The organism is Citrobacter sp. wls718 (assembly GCF_005280945.1).
Classification (GTDB): Bacteria; Pseudomonadota; Gammaproteobacteria; order Enterobacterales; family Enterobacteriaceae; genus Citrobacter; species Citrobacter gillenii.
The window spans coordinates 44,268-64,219 of the sequence record NZ_SZWV01000038.1 but is presented as its reverse complement, the minus strand read 5'-3'; the positions used below and the strand labels follow the sequence as shown (position 1 = coordinate 64,219).

The following is a 19,952-nucleotide window of genomic DNA, read 5'->3' as shown; positions in this document are numbered from 1 at the left end:
ACCGTCTGACCACGGTGGTCGTCTATGTACTGCCATTTGCTGCCATAGAAGATGATCGCCGATCCATTCTTTGCTTTGGGCGGTTCAATATCCGTTGAATTGCCGGGCATGCTTACACCAACGTGAATGTATTCTTCTGTTTGACTCAAATATTCACCTGTTGCCGTATCATAATTGTAAGCAATTACATTTCCCGCAACGATAGCATATCCGTTTTCGAATACAGCATTCATTATTTAGCCCTCACAATAAAACCGATTGATACGTTTCGTGGTCGTGTTTCGGCGGCTGTTTGCGCTACACGCGATGCGTCGAAAGTGGACATTACAGCGGCGTTTCGCAACACAAAATCATTATTTCTCATGACGTTTCTTTGGTATACGTTGGTTTGAAAAGCCCCTGTAGCAACGTTAATATCTATGGCATATTGGCCTGATGTATCAGTAAATTCACCGAGGGTACCCGTGATGTTCTGCATGGCAAAACTCTGACTAGTCAAAAGGTTTCTCCCCACATCCACACCTCGACCGTCGTCCCAGATACGAACGAACTCCCCGCGAAAATCTGGCAACGTAAGACCAGGCCAGATTTTCGCAAGAACCGGATATGCAGTAGCAGTAAACGATGAGCCATTCATTTTTAAAAATGTCATCGGATTCCAGTCATCAACAATGCTATTTGGCATCTGGGTGTGCGGCCAGAAGAACGGGATACCGACTGGAGGGTTCCCAGTACCCAAACCAAGGTTTGAGAGAGCTGTCGACACCGCTGCTGCACCATCCGCTTTAATGTCAGCAAATGGGTTAGCACGACTCAAAAGCAGCGCCTTCAGGGCAGTCAGTAACTGGTTATGCTTTGATTTTTCCAGGTTAACGCCGGTTGCCTCGACCACTCCCGCCAGTTCTTCCTGCAACATGTCGAAATAGTCGTCATCCAAATCAGTGGCAGGCGTTCCTGTTTGCGGGTTACCACGGGTAAAGCCGTTCTTTCCCGCGCCGAATTTATCTTTCTGCGCAGTAGGTGTGTCAATGCGATGCATAATGTCTCCGGTTACGGATATTTGAATATTACGTAGGTATGGGACGGGCAAAGTTTATTGATAACGCACTCGGCAACTGTGTCGCCCCAGTAGCGAATGGGGGTTTCGCAATTGTCTGTACAGGTCATCCAGATTGCGTCTGTTGAAGCGGGCATATTTACCTGCCAGTAGTAACACCATTCAGTTGAATAGGTCGCATCAGTACACGACGACGTACACTTGAAAGGTCCCTTGTTATAGCGCGTGATTGTGGCGCCGGGCTTCCCCAGTGCAGCCAGTTGACGAAGATAGAAATCTTCGTTGATTCCTCCGGTAAGATTAACTTTTGCGTCCAGTCGCTGCTGTCTCTGCCTTAACGTCTGGGTTCCTGAAGGAATGCATTCATCAGGCAGACCGCAGCACCGCTCCCAGCGGTCAATAAGTTCTGTTGTGGTACGCGGATCAAGCTCCTGCATGAGTTCATCGCCACGCTGATGCACCCTGAGCAAAGAAGGAGCTACGCCGCTTATCGCAACATCGTCAACTGACCATGCCGGCCCTGGCGGAAGCAGCGCACTCAGTAACTGGACATAATCATCGTTACTCACGCCCACGTTATTACCCCCAGTACAGCCAGTTCATTTTTTGCGATTGCCGTATCAGCTGTTGGCGAAAGCAGCTTATGGCTGTACTCACCGGCCGCTATAGAAATCGCCTCGTTTGTACGGGACAGCTCAAGCGTTCCTTCCGGATAGCCGTCACGCAACAGGAATGAACGAAGCTCGGCCTCAACTGCGGCGCGTATTTCAGGGGTATCCGGATTCAGGTCAATGGTGTAATTGACCGTTTTTGGCGTTCCCTTAAATACATAGAGGTCAGAACCCGCTACGGGCGCCAGCGGTTCAATATGAGCCTGAGCTGCAGCCACTGTTGCATCATCAAGAATCGGGTTAATCAGGTCGCTGCTGGCAATCATAACGCCAACGGTTCCCGTCCCCATCCAGTGTCGATAAGTCCACGCGCGCGTTACGCCGGGTACTTCTTTTGCCCAGACGATATAATCTCCGTCAGCGCCGCCCTGCGGGGTCCAGTAGTAGCGCTCCAGAACACGGGCACGCCAGACCTCAAGGTCTTCAACATCAAAACCGCCAGTGATCGTATCGGCCATGCCGCCGGAAGGAAGTCCGTTAACTGGCGTAACCAGTGAGAGCGCCTCGCCATCATCCATATTTCCGGCCATACCTGTCACGCTACAGGTGACTGGCACACGAAGCACGCCACCGGCACTCGTTGCATCTACCTGTGCGATGTACTGGACGAGGTCGTCACGCTGAATGACCGATCCTGCACTCACCTTGAGCCCGTTCGTTACGCCATCCCATCGCATAAAACCTGATGCGGCCACGGCATCTTTCCTCGGACATCGTTTCATCGCAGCATGCCGATAAAGCCATGACTCATCGCACAGGTCAGGCAGCATATTCATCGCCAGATAATCGATATAGCCATAAACCGTATGCAGCGCCCCCGCATAAACTTTGGCCCTGACATCTTCATCCATGCGGCGAAGTTCATCATTGATGTCAAGCCGTGCAAAAAGGTCGGTGCGGATCATGCTGATGTTTTCGGCCAGCGATGGCCGCTGAAATTCACTGTCCGCCATTTGCAATCACACTCCAGAATTCGTTAAAAGAAATTGTTACCGGACCATCCCGGCGCCACAGAACAAGGCTGTTTCCCAGTTCATTGATACCGGTTCGCTGTATATCTATATCTATCCTGGACACAACACCGTCATCGAGCATCCACTGAAGGGATTCTCGGATATACGTTCGCACCGTGTTCACCAGCGCGTTTGTGAGCTTGCTCCGCTGTAAAAGCCATAGCTTTGACCCATAGCGATCGTTGGCCACTATCGGCCAGGTATCTCCCCACCACCCCATAGGTACATCAGCATTGTCGTCAGGGTCTGCGCGCCGGTGAGTGAAAAGCGAAATCACCACTGCGCGCGTAAGTGGGTCAAGTTGAGAACTGGCGCTAACCTGTTTTCCGTTTACCGTAAGCCAGAGTTCCATCACGCCCCCATTTGTTTATCAGGTGCATCGGTGTTATTGCCCAGCCCGTTTTCTCTGTGTTTATGCCCGTTATAAGCAACACGCATCGCTGACATTGTCTGGCCAGAAGTATCACAGAGGTCTTTGATCTGGCCGGTAACTTCCAGATCCATTTCAAAGCGGGCTTTAGGCGCATTTTTGAACATAATCACCTTGCCAGCACCATCAACAACAATCCCGGCACGTGTAAGCGTGACTGACTGCCCTTGGTCATCGTAGAGAGCGACCTCCCCCGTTTTGAGCCCCTTCATGCGATAGCGACGATCAGACACGGTGATCGCAACAGCGTGAGAACGGTCACCATCAGGAAACAAAACAACAGCCTCAGCACCCGCTTGTGCACGAGAAGTGAAGCCATAGGGTTCAAGGTGCTCAATACCCGCCTTTTGCTGCCCAGCCAGTAACTCAACATCTATCATCTGGCACTTAGAAGCCGCGTTGATACTCTTCACCACTGCACGGCCAATGAGGCTTAGCACCTGACGCTGAAGGTTCTGCATCGTTCCCATCAGAATGGATCCTCCTTCACTTTGCGTTTTTTACCACCCTTCGCTTTCTCGTCTTCCGGCTCCGGAAGATAAGCATCAGGCGGCCCGACACGCAGCTCTGTCATTGTGCCGTTATTGTCTTTGGTGAATGAGACTTCAGCGATGAGCAGTTCACGGTTATTGAACCCACAAACCGGGTCGTAAACGATGACGCGCTGGTTGGGTTGCCACAACGCCCCGTCACCCTGACGCCAGCCCCAGACCGCATAGGTGGTTTCATCAGTACGCGCAGCACGCTGGCGGGATTCGAATTCTGCACGGGCAATGCAGCTCGCACCTGTGGCCTGCCCTGTTTGCTGAACCGCCATCGGGCGATAACGCCCTATTGAGGCATCAGTGGTTTTTGCCCGTAACGCCGTTGTGGTGGCCACACCAAAGTCATCATCATTCCCCGCGCGCTGGCCGGAAACCTGATACGTTGAAAACCGCTCGCGAATACTCTTTTCGGTATCGCAGGAAAGGATGTTTTGCCCCAGTACCAGCGCAGTGCGCGCACGCGATGAGCCGATACCGCCAATAACCAGACGTCCTTTTGGATCGTCATAAGCCAGCGCCTGCTGCTGACCCAGCATTTTGTTCAGCACCTCAATAACCGTTTCACCATGATCGGGCTGAACGCCCGGAATAGCCGCTACCGGTGCGCCGGAATTGATGACCGAAATACCAAAAGGTTTTGCCAGAACTGACGCCACCTGAACCAGTGACTGCCCGTTGAACTGGGTTGGCTCTGCAGCACAATCGATGAGATCGGCGGTCAGGCTGCGACCGCTAATCCCGGTACTGACAGAACGCGCATCGTAGCGGACAGGTGTGGCTTCCACCCATCCGGTGACAACAAGGTCATCACCAATCAGCACCTCAACTTTATCCCCGTTTTTGACGCGGGGTTGAAGGGATACAGAGCCGTCCCCACCAGGCCATTCACGTGTAATTTCCACAGTGAAATCCCGTGCGATTCGTTCAATCCCTGCGCCGATACGCACGGACGTCCAGCCACCCCACTCGCGACCGTTAACCCTTAGCGTTACGTTGTCGTTCATCGTACGGGAACCCTCAGTGGTGACACCGGAACAAAGCCGGGATGGGCCACGGCGTTACGTCGGACAATGTCTGATTCACGCGACGCGTTATCAAACCAACTGGCGGCCAGCACCAGCGCAGGTAGTACGTCATCCGGCGTACGCTCAACCGTTTTTTGCGTCTGCGACAGGCGAGTTTTAATGTCAGTATTGAGGTCGGATTTCACGCGACGAAGCGCCAAAAATAAACGGTCATCCGTTGTTCGACCCAGCTCTTTATCAATGGCGGTATTCAGCGTATCGCGGATGTCCACCAGCTCATCCCATGAGGGAACATCGGCAAAGACAGTTTCTTCAGGCGCATTATTCAGCGCCGGGTGTGTCACAGAAGGCCATCCAGAGGATTGCTGAATTTGTTCCTTTGTCGCTATTGCAGGTGTTGGCAATGTTGTAACGGCGTAAACCGCCTCGCTTATGGCGGTTGTGCGTACTGCACTAGCAACATAATTACCCTGTTCCTTGCTGCTCTGTGTGCTTTTGCTGTCTGTTTTCCAGATGCCTCGCGGGGCCATATCTGATCCCAACGAAATCCCGGCAAACCCCTTAATCATTTTCATAACGTCGGAAGCATTTCCAGATAGTCTGTTCGCCGTGCGCCACACTTTCTGAATGGCTTCGACATATCCTTTTCCTGATGACGGAGGAGGAAGAAGAACAGAAATGTCGCCCTGCATAAGCCTCGCAGCGTCTGCAACATAGCTGTCGACCATCGACATGGAATCAGACACAAAGTCCAGGATACCAGTGGCGCGCTCAAGCACGTCACCCTGAGCGAAGTCAGGCAAACCATCCATGCCAAACTGGTCAAAGTTATCGCTGATACAGTCATCCAGTGCAGAACATGAGGACACCAGCGTATTCGCCGTGGCTGCGCCCGCCGTTGGATAGGAAAGCTCACCCGCTTCGACAAACTGCAGATCAAAGCGCACCATGCGCCCTTCGCTGCTCGTCGTGCTGACTTTAACTTCACCATCGACACAAACACTCGACTCGCCATAGGTCGGGTGAACAAGCGTTCCCGGCCCCGGTTTGTTGAGCGCTTCAATTAGTCTGTCGCGCTGATCGAAACAATCATCGCCTATGACATAGGCGGTGATATTTGGCCGGAAGGTGACCTTACCGAGATCTTCGGTGTAGGGTTTATCGCGGTTGGGGTATTCGTGTGTTTCAACTCTACGACCAACTGCTGCACCTTCGCCTTCGACCTTAAATGGTACGCCACGGAATGACGCATCCTGAAGCCTGTCTTTCCACGCCATAGAAACTCCGGACATAAAAAAACCCGCCGAAGCGGGCTTGTGCTAATGAATTAATTACTTCGTTAAGAAAAGTGCGTTTTGATAGTTTTTTTGTTGGCCGTCGATAAACTTCTTAATATTTTCGTGTGAAAAATCTTTGATGTATGAGCCTTTAACCATAGATATTTCTTGCTCATCCAGTGTTAATGTAAACAAAGGCTGATGTTCACTTGTATAACGTACCGCTGAGGTAACTTCCAGTTTGGCATCATCAATAACACTAATATTTTCTGCTGTTAGACGCTCATCATTTTTACTCTTCCCTGAATTAAGGGTCTTTAGTATCTCCGTTATTTTCGCATCCAATTCATTTGAAAAATCATCTGGGTTCCCATTGGATATCAAAACTTGTTCACCTTCTTTAAATATTAATCTGGCACTCAGCAATTTTTCCTCTTTGTATACATCACCTAATTTTACAGAGCCTCCAGCAAGGGGAATTACATGCTCATTCTTAAACGAAATGTTATCAGAGATGATAAGCGCAGAAAAAACAACCGACACACCAATTATTACACTGGCAATTATATGATTTTTCATGATGACCTTGAGTGATTAACTATTATTGTTCGCTATATACAAGATAGCGCTCTCAAAATACATCGTTCTATCCACCCATGCCAACCTTTCCTATCCGGGTGTAACCAACATCGGTACTCACGTTGATGCCTCTGGATTTCGACTCTGTCACTGTTGTTCCAGGTTGAGCACCTTTTAGCTCAACAACAACTCTGGCCTCTGGCTGTGAAGGTGCCCCCTTATTAATCTGATAAGGGTTATAGCCACTGCTAGCAACACCAGTACCATAAGCACCGTAACCACCAGCGCCCCACTGCGCAGCGTTAGCAGCAGCAACAGTGTCACTGGCTCCATCAGAGAACCATTCAATAATAGGTTTGAGCTTATTCCACATATCCTGGAACCACTTAACAACTGGCCCCCAGTTATTGATGATCAATCCTAGTGGTGTCCAACCAAAGACTGTTTTCATCAACTCCCATCCGACTTGGAAATATGGCCCAATCTTATCCCACATTTCTTTAAACCACGGGCCTACCGTACTCCAGTTGGCAATGATATAACCTGCGGCCATTGCAATAAGTCTGAACAATATCCCCCACGGGGACATTGATATAGTCTTACTCACCAGACCTAAAGCAAAGTTAACTCCCATAAACCCAAGCTTTAAAGCAGCAAGACCAGCAACAAGGCCGACTACTCCCCTGATTACATCGGGATTTTTCTCGGCAAAGTTAGAAGATTTCTCCCCGAGGTCACCAAGCCAAGTAACAATCTGTTTAGTATCCGATGAAAAAGCACCACCTATAGCTGCGAGTCCATTTGTGGCCGTCCCTGTCATCGCCTCCCATAGGTTGGTAAGAGTTCCCAACTGGGCTTGAACTCGATTATTCAGACTGGCCTGTTTATTCATTTTTTGCTGGATCTGATCGTAGCCGTCTTTACCTTTGTCGATCAGGGCATTCACTACCTGCAGGGTTTCCGCATCATCTCCAAAAAGAGTTTTCAGTACTGAAGTTTTATCCGTATCTGTCAGTTTTCGGAGCTTGGCCAACTGGCTGAACATTTTGTCCAGACCTCCAAAACTTCCTTTTCCGTCCGTAAAATCCAGCCGAATGCGTTGTTTCCTCAATTCTTTGTTAGTCGCTCTGACTTTTTTAATATCAAGGCCAGATTGAATGACTTTTCGAAGGGCGTTACCGGCTGACTCTCCCTGCATACCCATCTGATCCATCATGACGCTGATAGGCGCCAACCCCTGAGCGGCCTTAAGTCCATCCTTGTTCACCATTTTAAGGACTGAACTGGTTTTGGTGAAAAATGACAACATGTTGGTATCGTCCACGCCCAGATAAAATGCCTTCTGGATGGTATCGAACAAGCCCATCATGTCATCTGAAGCAGTTCCCGTGGCATCCTGCATTTTCGCGGCGAACTCAGCCGCAGCTTCAGGTGTCTTTTTAAGCTGAACAGCAAGGTATGCTGTCGCTTTGCCCACTCCACCCAGAATGTTTTCTGCCGGAATACCCTGGCGAACCAGCATCTGCATCATGTTCTGAAAATCAGCAGTCGTGCCAGGTAACTGATTCCCGAGCCCAACAGCCAGTTTGTTTATTTTTTCAAAACTTTTGCCGACGTTACCATCATCCTGCATCATCGCGACTTTTAACCCTGTCGCCGCGTTCTCCTGATCCGCAAAGGCCTTAAGTGATACAGTTAATCCTGCAGCAAGTCCGCCAGCCATGGCTAAACCACCTTTCGATGCCTCTTCTGCCTGACGTTTAAATCCGCGAATATTTTTCTGCATCCGCGAAAGTGTAGGAGATAATTTGTCCACGCCGGTGATTAGCGCTTTAAGCTCAAATTCAGCCATTACGTTTTTTCTCCTGCTCTATCCTGTTCGCCTGGCTGACCAGCAGAGGAATCTCACTGACTGGCATTTTCAACAGTTCAAATGGGTTAATGCGCCAGTAACTGGCGCAGTCAAAAAAACGGTCAGTGAGATAATCAGCTGTCAGGCCTGGAGGAAAAAACCTGCAACCATCCAGCCTGCGCTGTTAAGGTCGCATGGTTTCATCTGATCAACCGTACTTAACGGTACGTTCGCGAGCCGCACGATATACTTCGCAATGATATGCGCCTGCAGTTTAATAGACTCATCCTGGTTCATCTGATAGGGATAACCCAGTTCGCGAACATCTTTACCAGTGGGTTCGTTGAACTCCAGAACACTGATCGTTTCACCATGTGCTGTGACTGGGTGTTGTAGCTCAAGTTCTTGCATTACTGGTAATCCCCTTCTTCACCGTGGAATTCAAGATCCGCCGTGCCTTCTTCAGCGTTGTGGTTTGCCTCACCGTGCAGCCAGGCAGACGACAATACATAAACCTGACCGTTTGCCAGCTCCGCGGTAATGGTCATCTGATCGGACGTGGTCACTTTGTTTACCGGGAAATCTTTAGGCACTTTAAACGTACCTTTGATGTACGGCGCACGGTGTGTCTCTTTACGATCAACGGAACCATCCAGGCCAATGACATCATCATTGACCGCCTTGTTCATTGGCACCTCAATGCCACCGGTCAGCGAGAGCTGCTGGCCGTCAATTTTGAAATAACATGTACCGCCGATACGCGACATTATGCGGACTCCTCTTGATACTGAAGACGGAACTGATTAAGCAGTGCAAAGACGCGCAGCTGGTTAACGTAATCAGGTGGATAAAGCACGTTGATACGTGACGGGTCAGTGGCGTCGCGTTCTACGATCAGGTGCTGCTTAAACAGGTCGTAGTTTTCGACAATGCCCGCGCGCTCCATCTGGCGGTAAGTGGCCAGAAGCTCGCCTTTGATCACCGCTGGCGTCACAATGGCCTGACCGGGACCAAAGCGGGTGCCATCATTAGCCAGTTTGTGGCGACCATACTTACTGGTGATCACCGTTTTCAGACGGCGCAGCACGTAAGCACTGGTATGCAGCGTCTCGCTGTCGAGATAGCTGTTATCCGCAACGCCATACGCATTCTTTTTATAGGTGGTGATATCGCGCTGCACGCGCAAAACGCCGCCCTCGGCATACGCGGTCGCAATACCGTGCGTCAGCAGTGACTGCTGCTCGGCGCGAATAAAGCGCTTGCCCGTTGGCGGTGGAAGCATGCCCGTCAGCTCGCCGGTTTGTGTCGGGCGCGCCGGGTCGATACGCAGGAACACTGCGGCGCGTGCTGTGCGACTTGCGGCCAGTTCATCCGGGTTCGACTGCACCGTTTTTTCGTAACCTGCCAGGGTAACGTGCGGATCGTTGAACATGTCCCCCACGGTGATTAGGTCGCTGATGGCCGCAATTTTTGCCGTGTAGACGTGACCGTAAATCTGGCGTAACCAGCTCCAGCGCCCGCTGGTATCGTTCATTTCCAGCGTGAAGGTGTTCATGGACGCAGTGTCATTGAACGGATGACCGATATAGTCGAAAGACTCGTCGCCCATCGCGGCAATCGTGCCCGTCAGCAATGGCGCGCCAGCACCCGCCACACCTGATGCAATGGCGATCAGCACACCAGCAGGGAGTTTTTCACCACCGCTGAAACCGTAATAGTTCAGCGCAATGGGAATGTCGTTCGCCCAGATGCCTTTATGCCGTGATGTTAACGTGACGACACCTGCTGCCGCTGCGGCGGTAAATGGCGTCTGGCCATCAGCAGTGATGGCGGCAGAAATAGCAGATGCGACGGCAGCAACATCATCGCCCGTTGTCACGCTGACCTGAATGCGGCGGCGGCCGATATACAGGCTGACAACACCAGATTCTGTGGCCGCTCCCGTTACCGTCAGGGTGAACGTTGCTGCCTCACCCGCGTCAGGAACAGCGACGACCCAGAGTTCACCAAAGGGATCGACAAGACGATAGGCTTCAACCATGCGCGCCAGCTGACTGCCCGCGCCACACTGCTGAATGGCGTAATCTTTTGACGACATGAAAACCAGCTGGTTTGTCGCAATGGCTGCGCCCGTGTTCACATGACCAATCAGTAATGAAGGGGCGCTGGTCTGCGCCGTATTCGCCGCGCTGTTATCCATCTCGGCATAAAACAGCGGGACACGAAGATCGGACGGAATAGTATTCATGGAGACGGTCATTTAGTGCTCACCTTCTTGTCCGGTGCTGCGCCCTGAGATGGCTTCACCACCTCAATATCCCCGTCGCGTTCACGACGGTACCAGTACTGATTCGGTTCGACATTTCGCCCTGCGACAGGCAAAAGGTCGCCCCGGGCAGGGTCATGAACTGACCGCCCGTCTTTGGGTTTCACAAGCATGGTGTTCCTCAGGAAGGAAGGTTTATTTCCAGGTGGTGCTCGATGTTGCCGTCAGGCCCGTGACCGGGATCGATAAAGTCCACGTCAATCGACAACGTTTTGAAATCATCCAGGTCGTTCAGTTCGTCCTGCTGACGGGTGTCGTCTTCTGAGAGTTCAGTGACAACAGAAAAATCGAACTGATAACTCAGCTCATGACGGTTCACATCGAGCAGCGTGCCGCCTGTATAGGTGATGGGATTGCCGCGCTCTTCCGGGTTCCAGCCGAGCAGCGCCTTAAACAACATCTGCCGCACATCGTGAACCACATCGTATGAAGCAAACTGACCCCGCTCGTCACGCCCGTTACTGACAAATACGATGACCGAAAAGCCCTCGGTCAAATTCTGCCAGTAATCTGTCTGGCTTTTCTGTTCGCCTGGTGAATCATCGCCAGGAACAACATAAGCAGACGGAAAGCGCATTTTTCCGATTTCTGGCAAATCCTTAAACTGTGCAGCACCGGCCACGCGGTTTTCAAAAATATCACATCGGGCGCGCAGCGCAGCGATGATGGGGGTGAGTTTCATCAGCGTCGTTTTTCCGGTTTAAGAGACAGTCGTAATTCACGCGCCAGGTAATAGCGTGTCCACGGGCTGTTTTTGTTGAGTGTTTCAGTCATGAAGTTACTGCGCGGAGCCAGCCGCCAGCCACTTCCCCCTGATGCGCCGCGATGATGACTGCGGCGGCGCTTAGCGCCACCACGGACGCCATAAAACAGATAGGCAGGGTAGAAGTCACCCGTGATCAGACGGTTCCCCTGCCCGTTTCGCTGGTTCGGCGCGATACGCGTCATAAAGCCAGGTCGATTCTTGCTGGCTTTTGGCACCATGTAGCCGATGGATTTCGCCAGGCGGCCGCTCTGGTACCCCGGATTCTCACCGGGTTCAGAGCGCCCGCGCCGCATCACCAGTCGGCGCGCATCGCGCATATGGCGCTGGCCGATATGGATAAACGCTCGCCGGACGCGCGCACGGTTAAATCGCATCTCTTTCGGTTGCTGAAAATCAACGTGAAAAAAGGGAGTCGCCATTGCCATTGCCTCCGGTAGCTGCTGTCTCAACGCCCAGCTCAGTACATTCGAGAAGCAGGAAGCGCCGCTTGCTGTTGAGATCACGCACCCGCTTCACGCGGTACACCTCATCACCGTTTACCACCTCAAAATCAGACGTGATGCCACTGCGCCAGCGGAGAGTGATGTAATGGGTGATCGCATTGTCGGTCTGCGCTGTTTCCTGGTACGTGGTTGCGCTGGTCTGCACTATCTTTGCCCAGGCGCCGAATGAAACCGGGTATTCGGGTTCGGTACCGTAATCAGCCGTGGGAACATCCACCCTTTTACGCAGTTGTACCCGCTTATCCAGTTCGCCGGGATCGGGAAGTAAATAGGTCGCGCTTGTTTGCGCCTGCCGGAGTTTCATAGCGGGATAAACCGATAGGGACCAATAAGCCAGATATATGACTGTGGCATTTCCGTCTTTTCAACTTCAGAGACTGACGAGCGATTCTCATAGAAATGAGTGGCCAACAGCAGCATCCCCATTCGTATGTCATCCGTTATGACCAGGCCGTCAGGATCGTCACCGGGTACGCTCGTTTCATACAAATTGCGATTCAGGAATGTCACCGTTCTGGCCTCTACGGCACTGCCAATCATATTCAGCAGATCGTCTTCTTCGGTGTAATCTTCCTCCAGCCGTAGCTGTCGCTTAATTTCACTCAGTTCAAGCAGCATAAGAATCCTTATGCCCGCCAGATAGCGGGCATAAAAAAACCGCTATCGCGGCGTTGTTAATCAACAGTGCTTATTATGCTGGCTTGCCCACCAGCGCTTTGATGGCTGCGGTATCTTCCAGTACGCAATCGAAGCGATGGAATGCCAGGAACGCGGTCTGATCGTATTCCGCGTAACGCTCTACCAGACGCTTCAGTGTCATGTAGGCAACGCGACGAACAATGAGGCGATCAAAATCACCCAGGAAGGCGAATTTTTTACCCGCCGCAATACCATCAATCGCCTGATCAATGACGTAAGGAATGTTAAGGATCGTGGCTGGAGTACCGCCGACTACGTCAGGGAGCCAGAGCGGGCGCTTCTGGTCATCGACCATCTCTTCAATAACCTGAAGAGTTGAATCGTTGAACGCCCAGCGGAATTTTGGCCCACTGCGATACGCCGGATCGATTGCATGTTTCAGCTTATTCATTTCCTGCCAGGTGAACGCAGCTGCAGCAGCCGTGTTTACCGTTCCGGTTACGGAAGCAACCAGGCCTTTTGGCTGTACCGGTGCGCCTGCCCCGGTTCCCTGCACCAGATATTTAGCTTCACCCCGACCAATACGCTGACCGATACGCGATGCAAGATATGCTTCAATATCCACGCCGCTGTCCTGTAGCAGCTCGTTAGAAACTTTGATGATTTTGGATGACAGCTTTTTAGCACCCAGGACGGCGGTGCCGAACGTCACATCTTCATCGGTGGTTTCTGTGTTTTCACCCAACAATTCGCCCTCTTCCGCCGTGCCATCTGACGTTGACCAGGTGATATCCTGGCCGGTTGATGTATTGAGGATTTGAGCAACGCTTGCAATGCCGCCATAAGCTTTCATGGAGTCGACAATTTTATTCAGCATTTGTGTTGGTACGGTGTAGCCACCCTTCGCATCAGGTGAAGTTCCCTGAGCACGCAACTCTTTTACAGCCTGGCGCTCTTCCGCACTCAGCTCGCTGAAGCCGTGGCGAAGGAAACGATCGAATGCGGCCGCGCGACGTTCACCTGCTTTCGCATCGGGGTTCGCAGGGTCGCTATTCTGCTGATGACGATTTTCAGTTTCGTTTTCATCAATATAGTTCTGATCCTGACGACGCAGCTCGTCTTCACGGGCAATGCGCACATCAAGCGCGTCCAGCTCCGACTTGGCAGCATTCCACTGAGTGCGCTGCTCTTCAGTCCAGGTCGTATCGCCAATTTTATCGTGCAGTGCGCGCATGTCGGTGGCGATGGTGTTACGTTTTTGCTTCAGTTCGTGCAATTTCATGGTTTTTCCTTACGCGTTAAGAAGAGTCAGCAGGCGCTCGCGCCCCATACGTTGATTAATGGCTTGCGCCAGCGCGCCGCTATCGCGCGCTTCCTGCCAGGCTTTCATGGAACGAATGCCAGAATCCGCCTCCTGGTAAGCGGGGTATGTCACCGGGCTGACATCAAACAGGCGTGAAAAACGGTTTATCTCACGGATGACAATGCCTTCATCGTCCTGGTACCAGTTTTCACCGTCGTGTGCGATACGGAAGGCAAACGAGGATTGAGTGATATCGCCGCGCTTCATCGGTTCCAGCACCAGATCACGAATGGTCTGCGTGTCGGGAGCGGCGATGTCATAGCGAAGCCCTTTATCATCGACACTCACGGTCAACGTGCCGGAAGCACTGCGACCCAGAATGAAGTTGGGATCGTGGTTAAACAGGCCGCGAATATCGTCACCCAGCACATCGTCGAATGCGCCTGGCTTGATGATTTCACGGAATCCCCAGAGCGGTTCTGATCGGCTGTTAAACACCGACCCGTAACCGATAATGTGCGTGGGCTGTTCCCCCTGCTGTTCGGCACGGACTTCACCGCTGTAACAGCGAGTCTCGCGTTCACTCATCGGGTTTTTCCTCTTCGGTTTTGGGTTTCTTAAAGTCATCCGCTGGGTTAGTGGCATTCACGCTGACAAGCATTTCATCCAGACCCTCAACCGGATTCATGTCTTCGAAAGCGCGGGCTTCATTGCGGCTCATCCAGCCATCAGTAATGGCGAAGTGATAGAACTGGGCGCGTTCCTGCGGTGTACCGCGCAAAAGGCCAGTCAGGTTAAAACGGACGTAATAGCCAGCAGCCAGCTCAGCGCGGGTAAACAGGCGGCGGTTAAGCTCCTGCTCCCAGTTCGTCACCCAGGGCATCATCGAGTAGCGGACAAACTGAATGGCCTGCTGCGTGATGTTGCTGAAGGTGGCTTTTTCGAGGTCGTTAATCATGTGCGCCGGTACGTTAAAAATCCCGGCGATCATGGAACGGTTAAGCTTTGACATGTCGATGATCTGGGCATCAACAGGGGAAACAGTCAGCGCTTTGTAATCAAGGTCAGCTGGCAGCAGCATGGTTTTGTTTTCCTGGCTGCGTAATGCCTGTGACGCTTTTTTCCATTGCTCTTTCAGGCGATCCCAACTGGTTTTATCCAGTGTATTTTTTACAGAAACAATTCCGGCAGGACGGGCATTACCATTAAAAAAACTCTCGGTATATTTCTGCCCGCTCATACCCATACCTATCGTTTCGGCGTGCTGCATAATCGGGCTGAGCCCCATCTTCTGGTTATTACCCAACGCGCGGATATGAATCATATCCTCAGGGCTGATAGCAAAGGCCCCCTCTTCGTTGTACAGCCCGTAGGTATAACGACCACCGGTATTAATCAAAGTCGTTTCCCAGGGCATGCAACAATCAAGCCCTGTCACCTCACCGCGACGGCTGCGCTTTACCCAGGTGTAACCATTCCCCCAGCCAAGGATGTGGCGTTGTTTTAGTTCGCGCCACTTATAGCTGGTTTGCCAGGTGTTCGGCTCGTCGTGAACGAGGTAAAACGCCGGGTGATCCCGTGCCGGCTCAACTTTGCCGTTGTGCTTGCGCATCACGTGCAGCGGCATCTGGGCCAAGTTTGAGGAAAGGACATAGATACAGGCGTATACCGCAGCCAGCTTCATAGCCGTTTCGGGGCTTACATACACATCGGCCCGGAACAGCCCGTTGGTATCGACTGTTTCGCCGGTAAGTGGAGTTGCCGGGTTCTCCAGTGATTCGCTTCTGAATAAGGCATCAAGCAGCACGCTTCCCCCTTCTGGCCATCGCCAGGGCACCCAGTAACAGCAGGCCACCCGAGAACATGAGCGCCGGGGCCAGGCCAAAACTTAGGTAAACCCCGGACGTGAGCAGACCGAAACCGGCCAGCCCGATAAGATCGGTAAAGAGTGATTTCATAGAATTAAGAGGTCGTCGTCTGGATCGAGGGATGAGAGGAAATCGCCAGGCTCTTTCAGCATTGCCCGTCCAATCGCCATAATCAGCGCTACCGCGCCATCGATTTTGTTTTCGTTCTGCTCTTTGATGGGTTTAACCACGTCGTCGTTACCCGGCAGATATTTCCCAACCACGTTGCTGATACACCAGCTCATGATTGGGTTACCGTCGTGATGGAATCGACCAGACTCAATAGCGGCTTCAAGCTCTTTCATTGGGTCTGACATATTGGTGTAGTTCTGAGTGATCGTGATGGGGCTTAAATCTTCATCAGCAAGATTGTGAGAAAGGCCGGTGGCCCCGAAGGGGTCAATCGGTGATTCACTTACCGGGTTCAGTTTGTTTGCCGCTTTTGCCTCTTCGAGGATGTAGCGATAATCAACTTCAGCCCCATCGGTCACGGTCAGTAACCCCATCTCAACCCATTTTTGAAAACGTTCCGCCGTTCGCCGATCCTCATTTTTTTCCACGCTGAACACGGTGTCATAAGGCACCCAGAAACGGGGAGCAATACAGTAGAAATGTGTTTTTCCGTCAATTTCGCGGGTGAACAGTCGCGCCATGCTGTTCATGTCCAGCTTGCGGGCAAGGTCGAAACCCAGAATACAAGGCTGGCCTTCGAACATTTCAAGCGTCAGAGTCTTGTCCTCGCAGTTCTGCCAGGACACCAGGTTGTAAAATGCCGCGCGGGCGGAAACCCAGATATTGAGGTGCTTTGTTTTGAACACGCCCGCCTGACGGGCATTATTAATAGCGCGTTGCTGCTGACTGAGAAGGAAATCTCGGTAAACCGACACCCCCATGTTTGGGTTTGCCTTCTCCAGCACCTTCGGGTCCGTCCAGTCGTCGCCTTCATCGACCGTAAAGATCACACCAAACAGTTCCTCATTCGGAACGGTTCCGTTCAGCATCTCAATGACTTCGCGACGTTTGTCGTAACACGGCCCTTCGATGTTGTAACCCGCTGTGGTGATCGCCCACATAAGGGGCTGGCGACGCGCGCCCATCCCCGTAAGCATCGTGGTATACAACGAATCAGTCGGATGTTCGTGATATTCGTCGACAATTGCGCAGTGCGGCGAAGAACCGTCGCCGGGGTTACCGATTAGCGGCTCAAAGCGTGCGCCGTCTTCAGGACGGTTCAGGTTTGAGGCATTTACCTCAATGCCGAATGCCTCCACCAGCAACGGCGTGCGTTTGCACATAAGGCGCGCAGGTCTGAACACTTCCCACGCCTGTTTTTCTGTCGTTGCGCCTGAATAAACCTCTGCACCAAACTCGTTATCACAGGTGAAACAGTAGAGTGCCACCCCCGCCGAGATCGCTGACTTTCCGTTCTTGCGCGGGATTTCGGTGTAGACCTCACGGAAACGACGGAGCTTAGACCCCTTTTGCACCCAGCCAAAGGCGCAGCAAATAATGAATAGCTGCCAGGGCTCCAGGGTGATCGGCATGCGTTTAAATGCCCATTCGCCCTTTGTATGGGGCAGTAACTGAATAAATTTCGCGGCCTTTTCCGCCATGTCTTTATCAAAGCGGTACCGGAATTTCCGGCTCTTCTCCTGAGCCATATCATCTATATGACGCTGACAGGCCTGAACGACATACTGGCACGCCGGGACTTTCCCCCGCACGACGTTGCGGGCGTACTGGTTCGCAGCATTTACGTTGGGGTACGATTTCCGCGTCATGAGCTAATCATCTTCAGGAATGGATTGGAGGTTTTCTTCTGGCCCGCGAGGCCGATCAGACGCTGGCGGCTACTGGGGTCAAGACCCAGCATAGAACCGGTAGAACTCATCTCCGATTCCTGCTCTTTCTTGGCGGTCAGTTCTGGGTTTTTAATCTTGCCGCCCATCGCACCAACAATGGTAAGCCCATCTTTTGCAATGTTCTTCACGGCGCGCCGCCAGAATTCGTAAGCAACACACCAGCGCTCAAGCACGGCAAGGTCGGTCACGCAAAGCAAACCCTGACCGCATAATTCTTTGGTGGTCATTTCCCACATGATGGTAGCCAGCGGCAAGCCATCATCTTCTGTAAACCATTCCGGGGGAGCCACGCCCTTGATGGGCGTGAACACCGGTTCTTCTTTATTCAGGGCTCGCTTACCGGGGTTTCCAGCCAGCTCCTTGCGTGCCGTTGGCTTAGGGCGACGCCCGGAACGCCCCGCCGTTCCAGCCATAAGCGATGCTCCTGGTTAAAATTGATTTTACGCGGGTATAAAAATCCGAGGAGGCGGGCAGTCCGGAAGGCGCGCGGTCGCAGAGATTTGACCTCCCCCTCCCCAGGCTGATGATGACATTAATTATCACTTGAGCCGCTCACGCGCGGTCTTCGCTGCGTGACACGACCAGCACAGGCTTTCAAGGTTGCTGTCTTCATCAGTACCGCCGTGGGCCTTCGCCTTGATGTGGTCCACGCAGGACGCCTGCTTCACTATCGCCTGCCGTAGATGGTTCTGACACAGCCCTTTGTCGCGCTTAAGTATCCGCTCCCGGATGACTTCCCACTTTGTTCCGTATCCTCGCTGCTGCCGTGATTGACCTGGCTTGTAGGACTTCCAGCCTTCACCTTTGTGATTTTCACAGTAGCCAGATGGGTCTGTTGTGGTGTTGCGACAGCCGCGAACACGGCAAGCCTTCGGTGTGCGCGGTGGCATATTCACTCCGATAAAAATATTGAGCATTATCGCAGGCACTCAGTAATTCCTGCTGTAATACCCATCGTGATGACCATTAAAAAAGCCACTCGAAAGTGGCCTTTGTGATGGCAATAAAAAACCGCCCGTAGGCGGTTATATTCAGCAGGTCGCATGTTATCTGTGAATGACAAACAGTGATTTGCATTGAGGGCAGAGCAACGGTAGTTCTTGCCGTACTTTTGTGGACGGGTGGTTCGAGTTATGGCCGCATATCGGGCAAGCCACTGTTGTTTTGGTCGCCGCTTCAACGCGTTTAAGTGCGTAATCGAAGAATGACATATTTTTAACCCCTCTAAGAATGAGGTCTATCATACCACGATTGATTATTTTTTAATCTAAAATAGCCACAACTTAGCACTTAATCACCGAGTTAATAAACTGCTATCGGTTGGTTGTTTGCAGTTCGCCTGCCACGATTTGTTATGCGCCAGGATGTCGCGCTTCGTCTGCTTATCCAGCACGGCAATATCGTGCTCAGTGAGGTAGATGATGCTCACCCAGTCACAGGCCGTGTCCGTTACTTCAGGTTTTGCGGGTAAATTTTTCGCGCAACTCGCGGTCAACATCGTCATCAGGAAGATGACTAACAGTTTGCTGTACATCCCTGGCTCCTTTTGTTGTTTCTACCCGGCGCTCTGCAACGGCTTCAGTAGCTGCTGCACGTTCTTCAGTGCGTTGCTGGTCCGCTTTTGTTTCTGCGATACTGGTACCGCGAGATTTACCCAGACCAAAGGCACCTGCAATTGCTGCCAGCGCGGCAACAACCAGGCCGATAATCATTTCAAGTCCCATTGTGACCTCACACCAGTGCGGCTTTAGCTTTGGCGTAACGTTCACGGCGGTCTTTAATGCCGTTCTGCCCGCCGTTAATAATCTGCGTGACGCGTTCCACATCCCCCGAATAGAGGAGACAACCGCGTAACGTGAAGTACCATGCCGCCGAACGGGCCGCGTGTCGCTCTTGCGTCAATAGTTCCGGAGTGCTCACAAGGTCAAGCTTCAGCGCCGTACCGCATTTGGTGTAGTTCTCACGACCAGTGATTTGCAGCAGGCCACGACCGCGATATTTCCAGCCATCACCCTGACTGTTATTCCCCATGCGGTCACCATAAACCAGATTGGCTATTTGTGGCTGGTGAGCGACCTGTTTACCATCGACACGCCCCAACATTTCGCACTGATACGGCGTCAGGCGCTTACCGAAGGTTTTCTTCAGCCCTTCAACCGAGTAGTTAAAGTTCTCTACCAGCGAGGTAAAGCCATTG

At 52.1% G+C, this 19,952-nt stretch carries 28 protein-coding genes and 1 pseudogene; all 29 read right to left on the bottom strand.

Translation table 11 applies throughout. The features are described from left to right. Nucleotides 1-233 (bottom strand): annotated as a pseudogene (locus FDW95_RS23165) (tail fiber assembly protein); the annotation flags it as partial. Beyond that, a complete protein-coding gene (locus tag FDW95_RS07730) occupies nucleotides 233-1,039 on the bottom strand; it encodes a phage tail protein (RefSeq protein WP_115257998.1) in 807 nt (268 codons plus the stop codon). The gene FDW95_RS07730 and the pseudogene FDW95_RS23165, both read right to left, overlap by 1 nt. An 11-nt stretch (nucleotides 1,040-1,050) precedes the next feature. Continuing rightward, nucleotides 1,051-1,632 (bottom strand): YmfQ family protein, encoded by a 582-nt coding sequence (locus FDW95_RS07725; RefSeq protein WP_115257997.1) that lies wholly within the window; start codon nucleotides 1,630-1,632, stop codon nucleotides 1,051-1,053. Continuing rightward, a complete protein-coding gene (locus tag FDW95_RS07720; RefSeq protein WP_115257996.1) occupies nucleotides 1,623-2,681 on the bottom strand; it encodes a baseplate J/gp47 family protein in 1,059 nt (352 codons plus the stop codon). Before FDW95_RS07720 ends, FDW95_RS07725 begins: the two co-directional genes overlap by 10 nt. After that, nucleotides 2,668-3,093 (bottom strand): phage GP46 family protein, encoded by a 426-nt coding sequence (locus FDW95_RS07715; protein WP_137363463.1) that lies wholly within the window; start codon nucleotides 3,091-3,093, stop codon nucleotides 2,668-2,670. The genes FDW95_RS07720 and FDW95_RS07715 overlap by 14 nt, the downstream gene beginning before the upstream one ends. Continuing rightward, the gene (locus FDW95_RS07710; RefSeq protein ID WP_115257995.1) at nucleotides 3,093-3,641 is read right to left on the bottom strand and encodes a phage baseplate assembly protein V; all 549 of its coding nucleotides are present in this window, start codon (nucleotides 3,639-3,641) and stop codon (nucleotides 3,093-3,095) included. The genes FDW95_RS07715 and FDW95_RS07710 overlap by 1 nt, the downstream gene beginning before the upstream one ends. Continuing rightward, entirely contained in the window at nucleotides 3,641-4,720 is a 1,080-nt protein-coding gene (locus FDW95_RS07705) for a phage baseplate assembly protein (protein ID WP_115257994.1), read from the bottom strand. The genes FDW95_RS07710 and FDW95_RS07705 overlap by 1 nt, the downstream gene beginning before the upstream one ends. After that, on the bottom strand, nucleotides 4,717-6,018 hold the full coding sequence (locus tag FDW95_RS07700; protein WP_115257993.1) for a DNA circularization N-terminal domain-containing protein: 1,302 nt from the start codon (nucleotides 6,016-6,018) through the stop codon (nucleotides 4,717-4,719). The genes FDW95_RS07705 and FDW95_RS07700 overlap by 4 nt, the downstream gene beginning before the upstream one ends. A gap of 54 nt (nucleotides 6,019-6,072) precedes the next feature. Next, nucleotides 6,073-6,597, bottom strand: a complete 525-nt coding sequence (locus FDW95_RS07695; protein ID WP_115257992.1) for a hypothetical protein — start codon at nucleotides 6,595-6,597, stop codon at nucleotides 6,073-6,075. Between the two features lie 67 nt (nucleotides 6,598-6,664). After that, entirely contained in the window at nucleotides 6,665-8,449 is a 1,785-nt protein-coding gene (locus FDW95_RS07690; RefSeq protein ID WP_115257991.1) for a phage tail tape measure protein, read from the bottom strand. 141 nt (nucleotides 8,450-8,590) lie between these two features. Then, entirely contained in the window at nucleotides 8,591-8,860 is a 270-nt protein-coding gene (locus tag FDW95_RS07680; RefSeq protein WP_115257989.1) for a phage tail assembly protein, read from the bottom strand. Next, the gene (locus tag FDW95_RS07675; protein WP_115257988.1) at nucleotides 8,860-9,216 is read right to left on the bottom strand and encodes a phage tail tube protein; all 357 of its coding nucleotides are present in this window, start codon (nucleotides 9,214-9,216) and stop codon (nucleotides 8,860-8,862) included. The genes FDW95_RS07680 and FDW95_RS07675 overlap by 1 nt, the downstream gene beginning before the upstream one ends. Beyond that, nucleotides 9,216-10,709 carry a phage tail sheath subtilisin-like domain-containing protein gene (locus FDW95_RS07670; protein ID WP_115257987.1) on the bottom strand — a complete coding sequence of 498 codons (1,494 nt, stop codon included), beginning with the start codon at nucleotides 10,707-10,709 and terminating at the stop codon, nucleotides 9,216-9,218. Before FDW95_RS07670 ends, FDW95_RS07675 begins: the two co-directional genes overlap by 1 nt. Beyond that, nucleotides 10,706-10,888, bottom strand: coding sequence for a DUF2635 domain-containing protein (locus FDW95_RS07665; RefSeq protein ID WP_115257986.1), 183 nt, complete (start codon nucleotides 10,886-10,888; stop codon nucleotides 10,706-10,708). Before FDW95_RS07665 ends, FDW95_RS07670 begins: the two co-directional genes overlap by 4 nt. 8 nt (nucleotides 10,889-10,896) lie before the next feature. Further along, on the bottom strand, nucleotides 10,897-11,457 hold the full coding sequence (locus FDW95_RS07660) for a hypothetical protein (RefSeq protein ID WP_115257985.1): 561 nt from the start codon (nucleotides 11,455-11,457) through the stop codon (nucleotides 10,897-10,899). Continuing rightward, nucleotides 11,457-11,960, bottom strand: coding sequence for a hypothetical protein (locus tag FDW95_RS07655; protein ID WP_115257984.1), 504 nt, complete (start codon nucleotides 11,958-11,960; stop codon nucleotides 11,457-11,459). Before FDW95_RS07655 ends, FDW95_RS07660 begins: the two co-directional genes overlap by 1 nt. Next, nucleotides 11,935-12,348 carry a phage head closure protein gene (locus FDW95_RS07650; RefSeq protein ID WP_115257983.1) on the bottom strand — a complete coding sequence of 138 codons (414 nt, stop codon included), beginning with the start codon at nucleotides 12,346-12,348 and terminating at the stop codon, nucleotides 11,935-11,937. Before FDW95_RS07650 ends, FDW95_RS07655 begins: the two co-directional genes overlap by 26 nt. Next, a complete protein-coding gene (locus FDW95_RS07645; RefSeq protein ID WP_115257982.1) occupies nucleotides 12,345-12,662 on the bottom strand; it encodes a head-tail connector protein in 318 nt (105 codons plus the stop codon). The genes FDW95_RS07650 and FDW95_RS07645 overlap by 4 nt, the downstream gene beginning before the upstream one ends. Nucleotides 12,663-12,735: 73 nt before the next feature. Continuing rightward, a complete protein-coding gene (locus tag FDW95_RS07640; RefSeq protein ID WP_115257981.1) occupies nucleotides 12,736-13,965 on the bottom strand; it encodes a phage major capsid protein in 1,230 nt (409 codons plus the stop codon). A 9-nt stretch (nucleotides 13,966-13,974) separates the two neighbouring features. After that, a complete protein-coding gene (locus FDW95_RS07635) occupies nucleotides 13,975-14,574 on the bottom strand; it encodes an HK97 family phage prohead protease (protein WP_115257980.1) in 600 nt (199 codons plus the stop codon). Then, entirely contained in the window at nucleotides 14,567-15,793 is a 1,227-nt protein-coding gene (locus FDW95_RS07630) for a phage portal protein (RefSeq protein WP_115257979.1), read from the bottom strand. Before FDW95_RS07630 ends, FDW95_RS07635 begins: the two co-directional genes overlap by 8 nt. After that, the gene (locus FDW95_RS23160) at nucleotides 15,783-15,944 is read right to left on the bottom strand and encodes a hypothetical protein (RefSeq protein ID WP_170972978.1); all 162 of its coding nucleotides are present in this window, start codon (nucleotides 15,942-15,944) and stop codon (nucleotides 15,783-15,785) included. The genes FDW95_RS07630 and FDW95_RS23160 overlap by 11 nt, the downstream gene beginning before the upstream one ends. Next, the gene (locus FDW95_RS07625) at nucleotides 15,941-17,674 is read right to left on the bottom strand and encodes a terminase large subunit (protein WP_115257978.1); all 1,734 of its coding nucleotides are present in this window, start codon (nucleotides 17,672-17,674) and stop codon (nucleotides 15,941-15,943) included. Before FDW95_RS07625 ends, FDW95_RS23160 begins: the two co-directional genes overlap by 4 nt. Then, on the bottom strand, nucleotides 17,671-18,168 hold the full coding sequence (locus tag FDW95_RS07620) for a phage terminase small subunit P27 family (protein ID WP_115257977.1): 498 nt from the start codon (nucleotides 18,166-18,168) through the stop codon (nucleotides 17,671-17,673). Before FDW95_RS07620 ends, FDW95_RS07625 begins: the two co-directional genes overlap by 4 nt. Before the next feature lie 126 nt (nucleotides 18,169-18,294). Continuing rightward, entirely contained in the window at nucleotides 18,295-18,645 is a 351-nt protein-coding gene (locus tag FDW95_RS07615; RefSeq protein WP_016239647.1) for an HNH endonuclease signature motif containing protein, read from the bottom strand. Nucleotides 18,646-18,801: 156 nt separating this feature from the next. Then, nucleotides 18,802-18,966 (bottom strand): YnfU family zinc-binding protein, encoded by a 165-nt coding sequence (locus FDW95_RS23600; protein ID WP_213079379.1) that lies wholly within the window; start codon nucleotides 18,964-18,966, stop codon nucleotides 18,802-18,804. An 83-nt stretch (nucleotides 18,967-19,049) separates the two neighbouring features. Beyond that, on the bottom strand, nucleotides 19,050-19,253 hold the full coding sequence (locus FDW95_RS23595) for a hypothetical protein (RefSeq protein WP_086550251.1): 204 nt from the start codon (nucleotides 19,251-19,253) through the stop codon (nucleotides 19,050-19,052). Beyond that, a complete protein-coding gene (locus tag FDW95_RS07605) occupies nucleotides 19,210-19,479 on the bottom strand; it encodes a hypothetical protein (RefSeq protein WP_115257976.1) in 270 nt (89 codons plus the stop codon). Before FDW95_RS07605 ends, FDW95_RS23595 begins: the two co-directional genes overlap by 44 nt. A gap of 7 nt (nucleotides 19,480-19,486) precedes the next feature. Further along, a partial coding sequence (locus FDW95_RS07600) for a glycoside hydrolase family 19 protein (RefSeq protein ID WP_137363468.1) occupies nucleotides 19,487-19,952 on the bottom strand: 466 nt, incomplete at its 5' end.

Coding starts and splice junctions, on each gene's coding strand:
- FDW95_RS07730 (WP_115257998.1), bottom strand. CDS start 1,039: ATGCATCGCATTGACACACCTACTGCGCAGAAAGATAAATTCGGCGCG.
- FDW95_RS07720 (WP_115257996.1), bottom strand. CDS start 2,681: ATGGCGGACAGTGAATTTCAGCGGCCATCGCTGGCCGAAAACATCAGC.
- FDW95_RS07715 (WP_137363463.1), bottom strand. CDS start 3,093: ATGGAACTCTGGCTTACGGTAAACGGAAAACAGGTTAGCGCCAGTTCT.
- FDW95_RS07710 (WP_115257995.1), bottom strand. CDS start 3,641: ATGGGAACGATGCAGAACCTTCAGCGTCAGGTGCTAAGCCTCATTGGC.
- FDW95_RS07705 (WP_115257994.1), bottom strand. CDS start 4,720: ATGAACGACAACGTAACGCTAAGGGTTAACGGTCGCGAGTGGGGTGGC.
- FDW95_RS07700 (WP_115257993.1), bottom strand. CDS start 6,018: ATGGCGTGGAAAGACAGGCTTCAGGATGCGTCATTCCGTGGCGTACCA.
- FDW95_RS07695 (WP_115257992.1), bottom strand. CDS start 6,597: ATGAAAAATCATATAATTGCCAGTGTAATAATTGGTGTGTCGGTTGTT.
- FDW95_RS07690 (WP_115257991.1), bottom strand. CDS start 8,449: ATGGCTGAATTTGAGCTTAAAGCGCTAATCACCGGCGTGGACAAATTA.
- FDW95_RS07680 (WP_115257989.1), bottom strand. CDS start 8,860: ATGCAAGAACTTGAGCTACAACACCCAGTCACAGCACATGGTGAAACG.
- FDW95_RS07675 (WP_115257988.1), bottom strand. CDS start 9,216: ATGTCGCGTATCGGCGGTACATGTTATTTCAAAATTGACGGCCAGCAG.
- FDW95_RS07670 (WP_115257987.1), bottom strand. CDS start 10,709: ATGACCGTCTCCATGAATACTATTCCGTCCGATCTTCGTGTCCCGCTG.
- FDW95_RS07665 (WP_115257986.1), bottom strand. CDS start 10,888: ATGCTTGTGAAACCCAAAGACGGGCGGTCAGTTCATGACCCTGCCCGG.
- FDW95_RS07660 (WP_115257985.1), bottom strand. CDS start 11,457: ATGAAACTCACCCCCATCATCGCTGCGCTGCGCGCCCGATGTGATATT.
- FDW95_RS07655 (WP_115257984.1), bottom strand. CDS start 11,960: ATGGCGACTCCCTTTTTTCACGTTGATTTTCAGCAACCGAAAGAGATG.
- FDW95_RS07650 (WP_115257983.1), bottom strand. CDS start 12,348: ATGAAACTCCGGCAGGCGCAAACAAGCGCGACCTATTTACTTCCCGAT.
- FDW95_RS07645 (WP_115257982.1), bottom strand. CDS start 12,662: ATGCTGCTTGAACTGAGTGAAATTAAGCGACAGCTACGGCTGGAGGAA.
- FDW95_RS07640 (WP_115257981.1), bottom strand. CDS start 13,965: ATGAAATTGCACGAACTGAAGCAAAAACGTAACACCATCGCCACCGAC.
- FDW95_RS07635 (WP_115257980.1), bottom strand. CDS start 14,574: ATGAGTGAACGCGAGACTCGCTGTTACAGCGGTGAAGTCCGTGCCGAA.
- FDW95_RS23160 (WP_170972978.1), bottom strand. CDS start 15,944: ATGAAATCACTCTTTACCGATCTTATCGGGCTGGCCGGTTTCGGTCTG.
- FDW95_RS07625 (WP_115257978.1), bottom strand. CDS start 17,674: ATGACGCGGAAATCGTACCCCAACGTAAATGCTGCGAACCAGTACGCC.
- FDW95_RS07620 (WP_115257977.1), bottom strand. CDS start 18,168: ATGGCTGGAACGGCGGGGCGTTCCGGGCGTCGCCCTAAGCCAACGGCA.
- FDW95_RS07615 (WP_016239647.1), bottom strand. CDS start 18,645: ATGCCACCGCGCACACCGAAGGCTTGCCGTGTTCGCGGCTGTCGCAAC.
- FDW95_RS23600 (WP_213079379.1), bottom strand. CDS start 18,966: ATGTCATTCTTCGATTACGCACTTAAACGCGTTGAAGCGGCGACCAAA.
- FDW95_RS23595 (WP_086550251.1), bottom strand. CDS start 19,253: ATGTTGACCGCGAGTTGCGCGAAAAATTTACCCGCAAAACCTGAAGTA.
- FDW95_RS07605 (WP_115257976.1), bottom strand. CDS start 19,479: ATGGGACTTGAAATGATTATCGGCCTGGTTGTTGCCGCGCTGGCAGCA.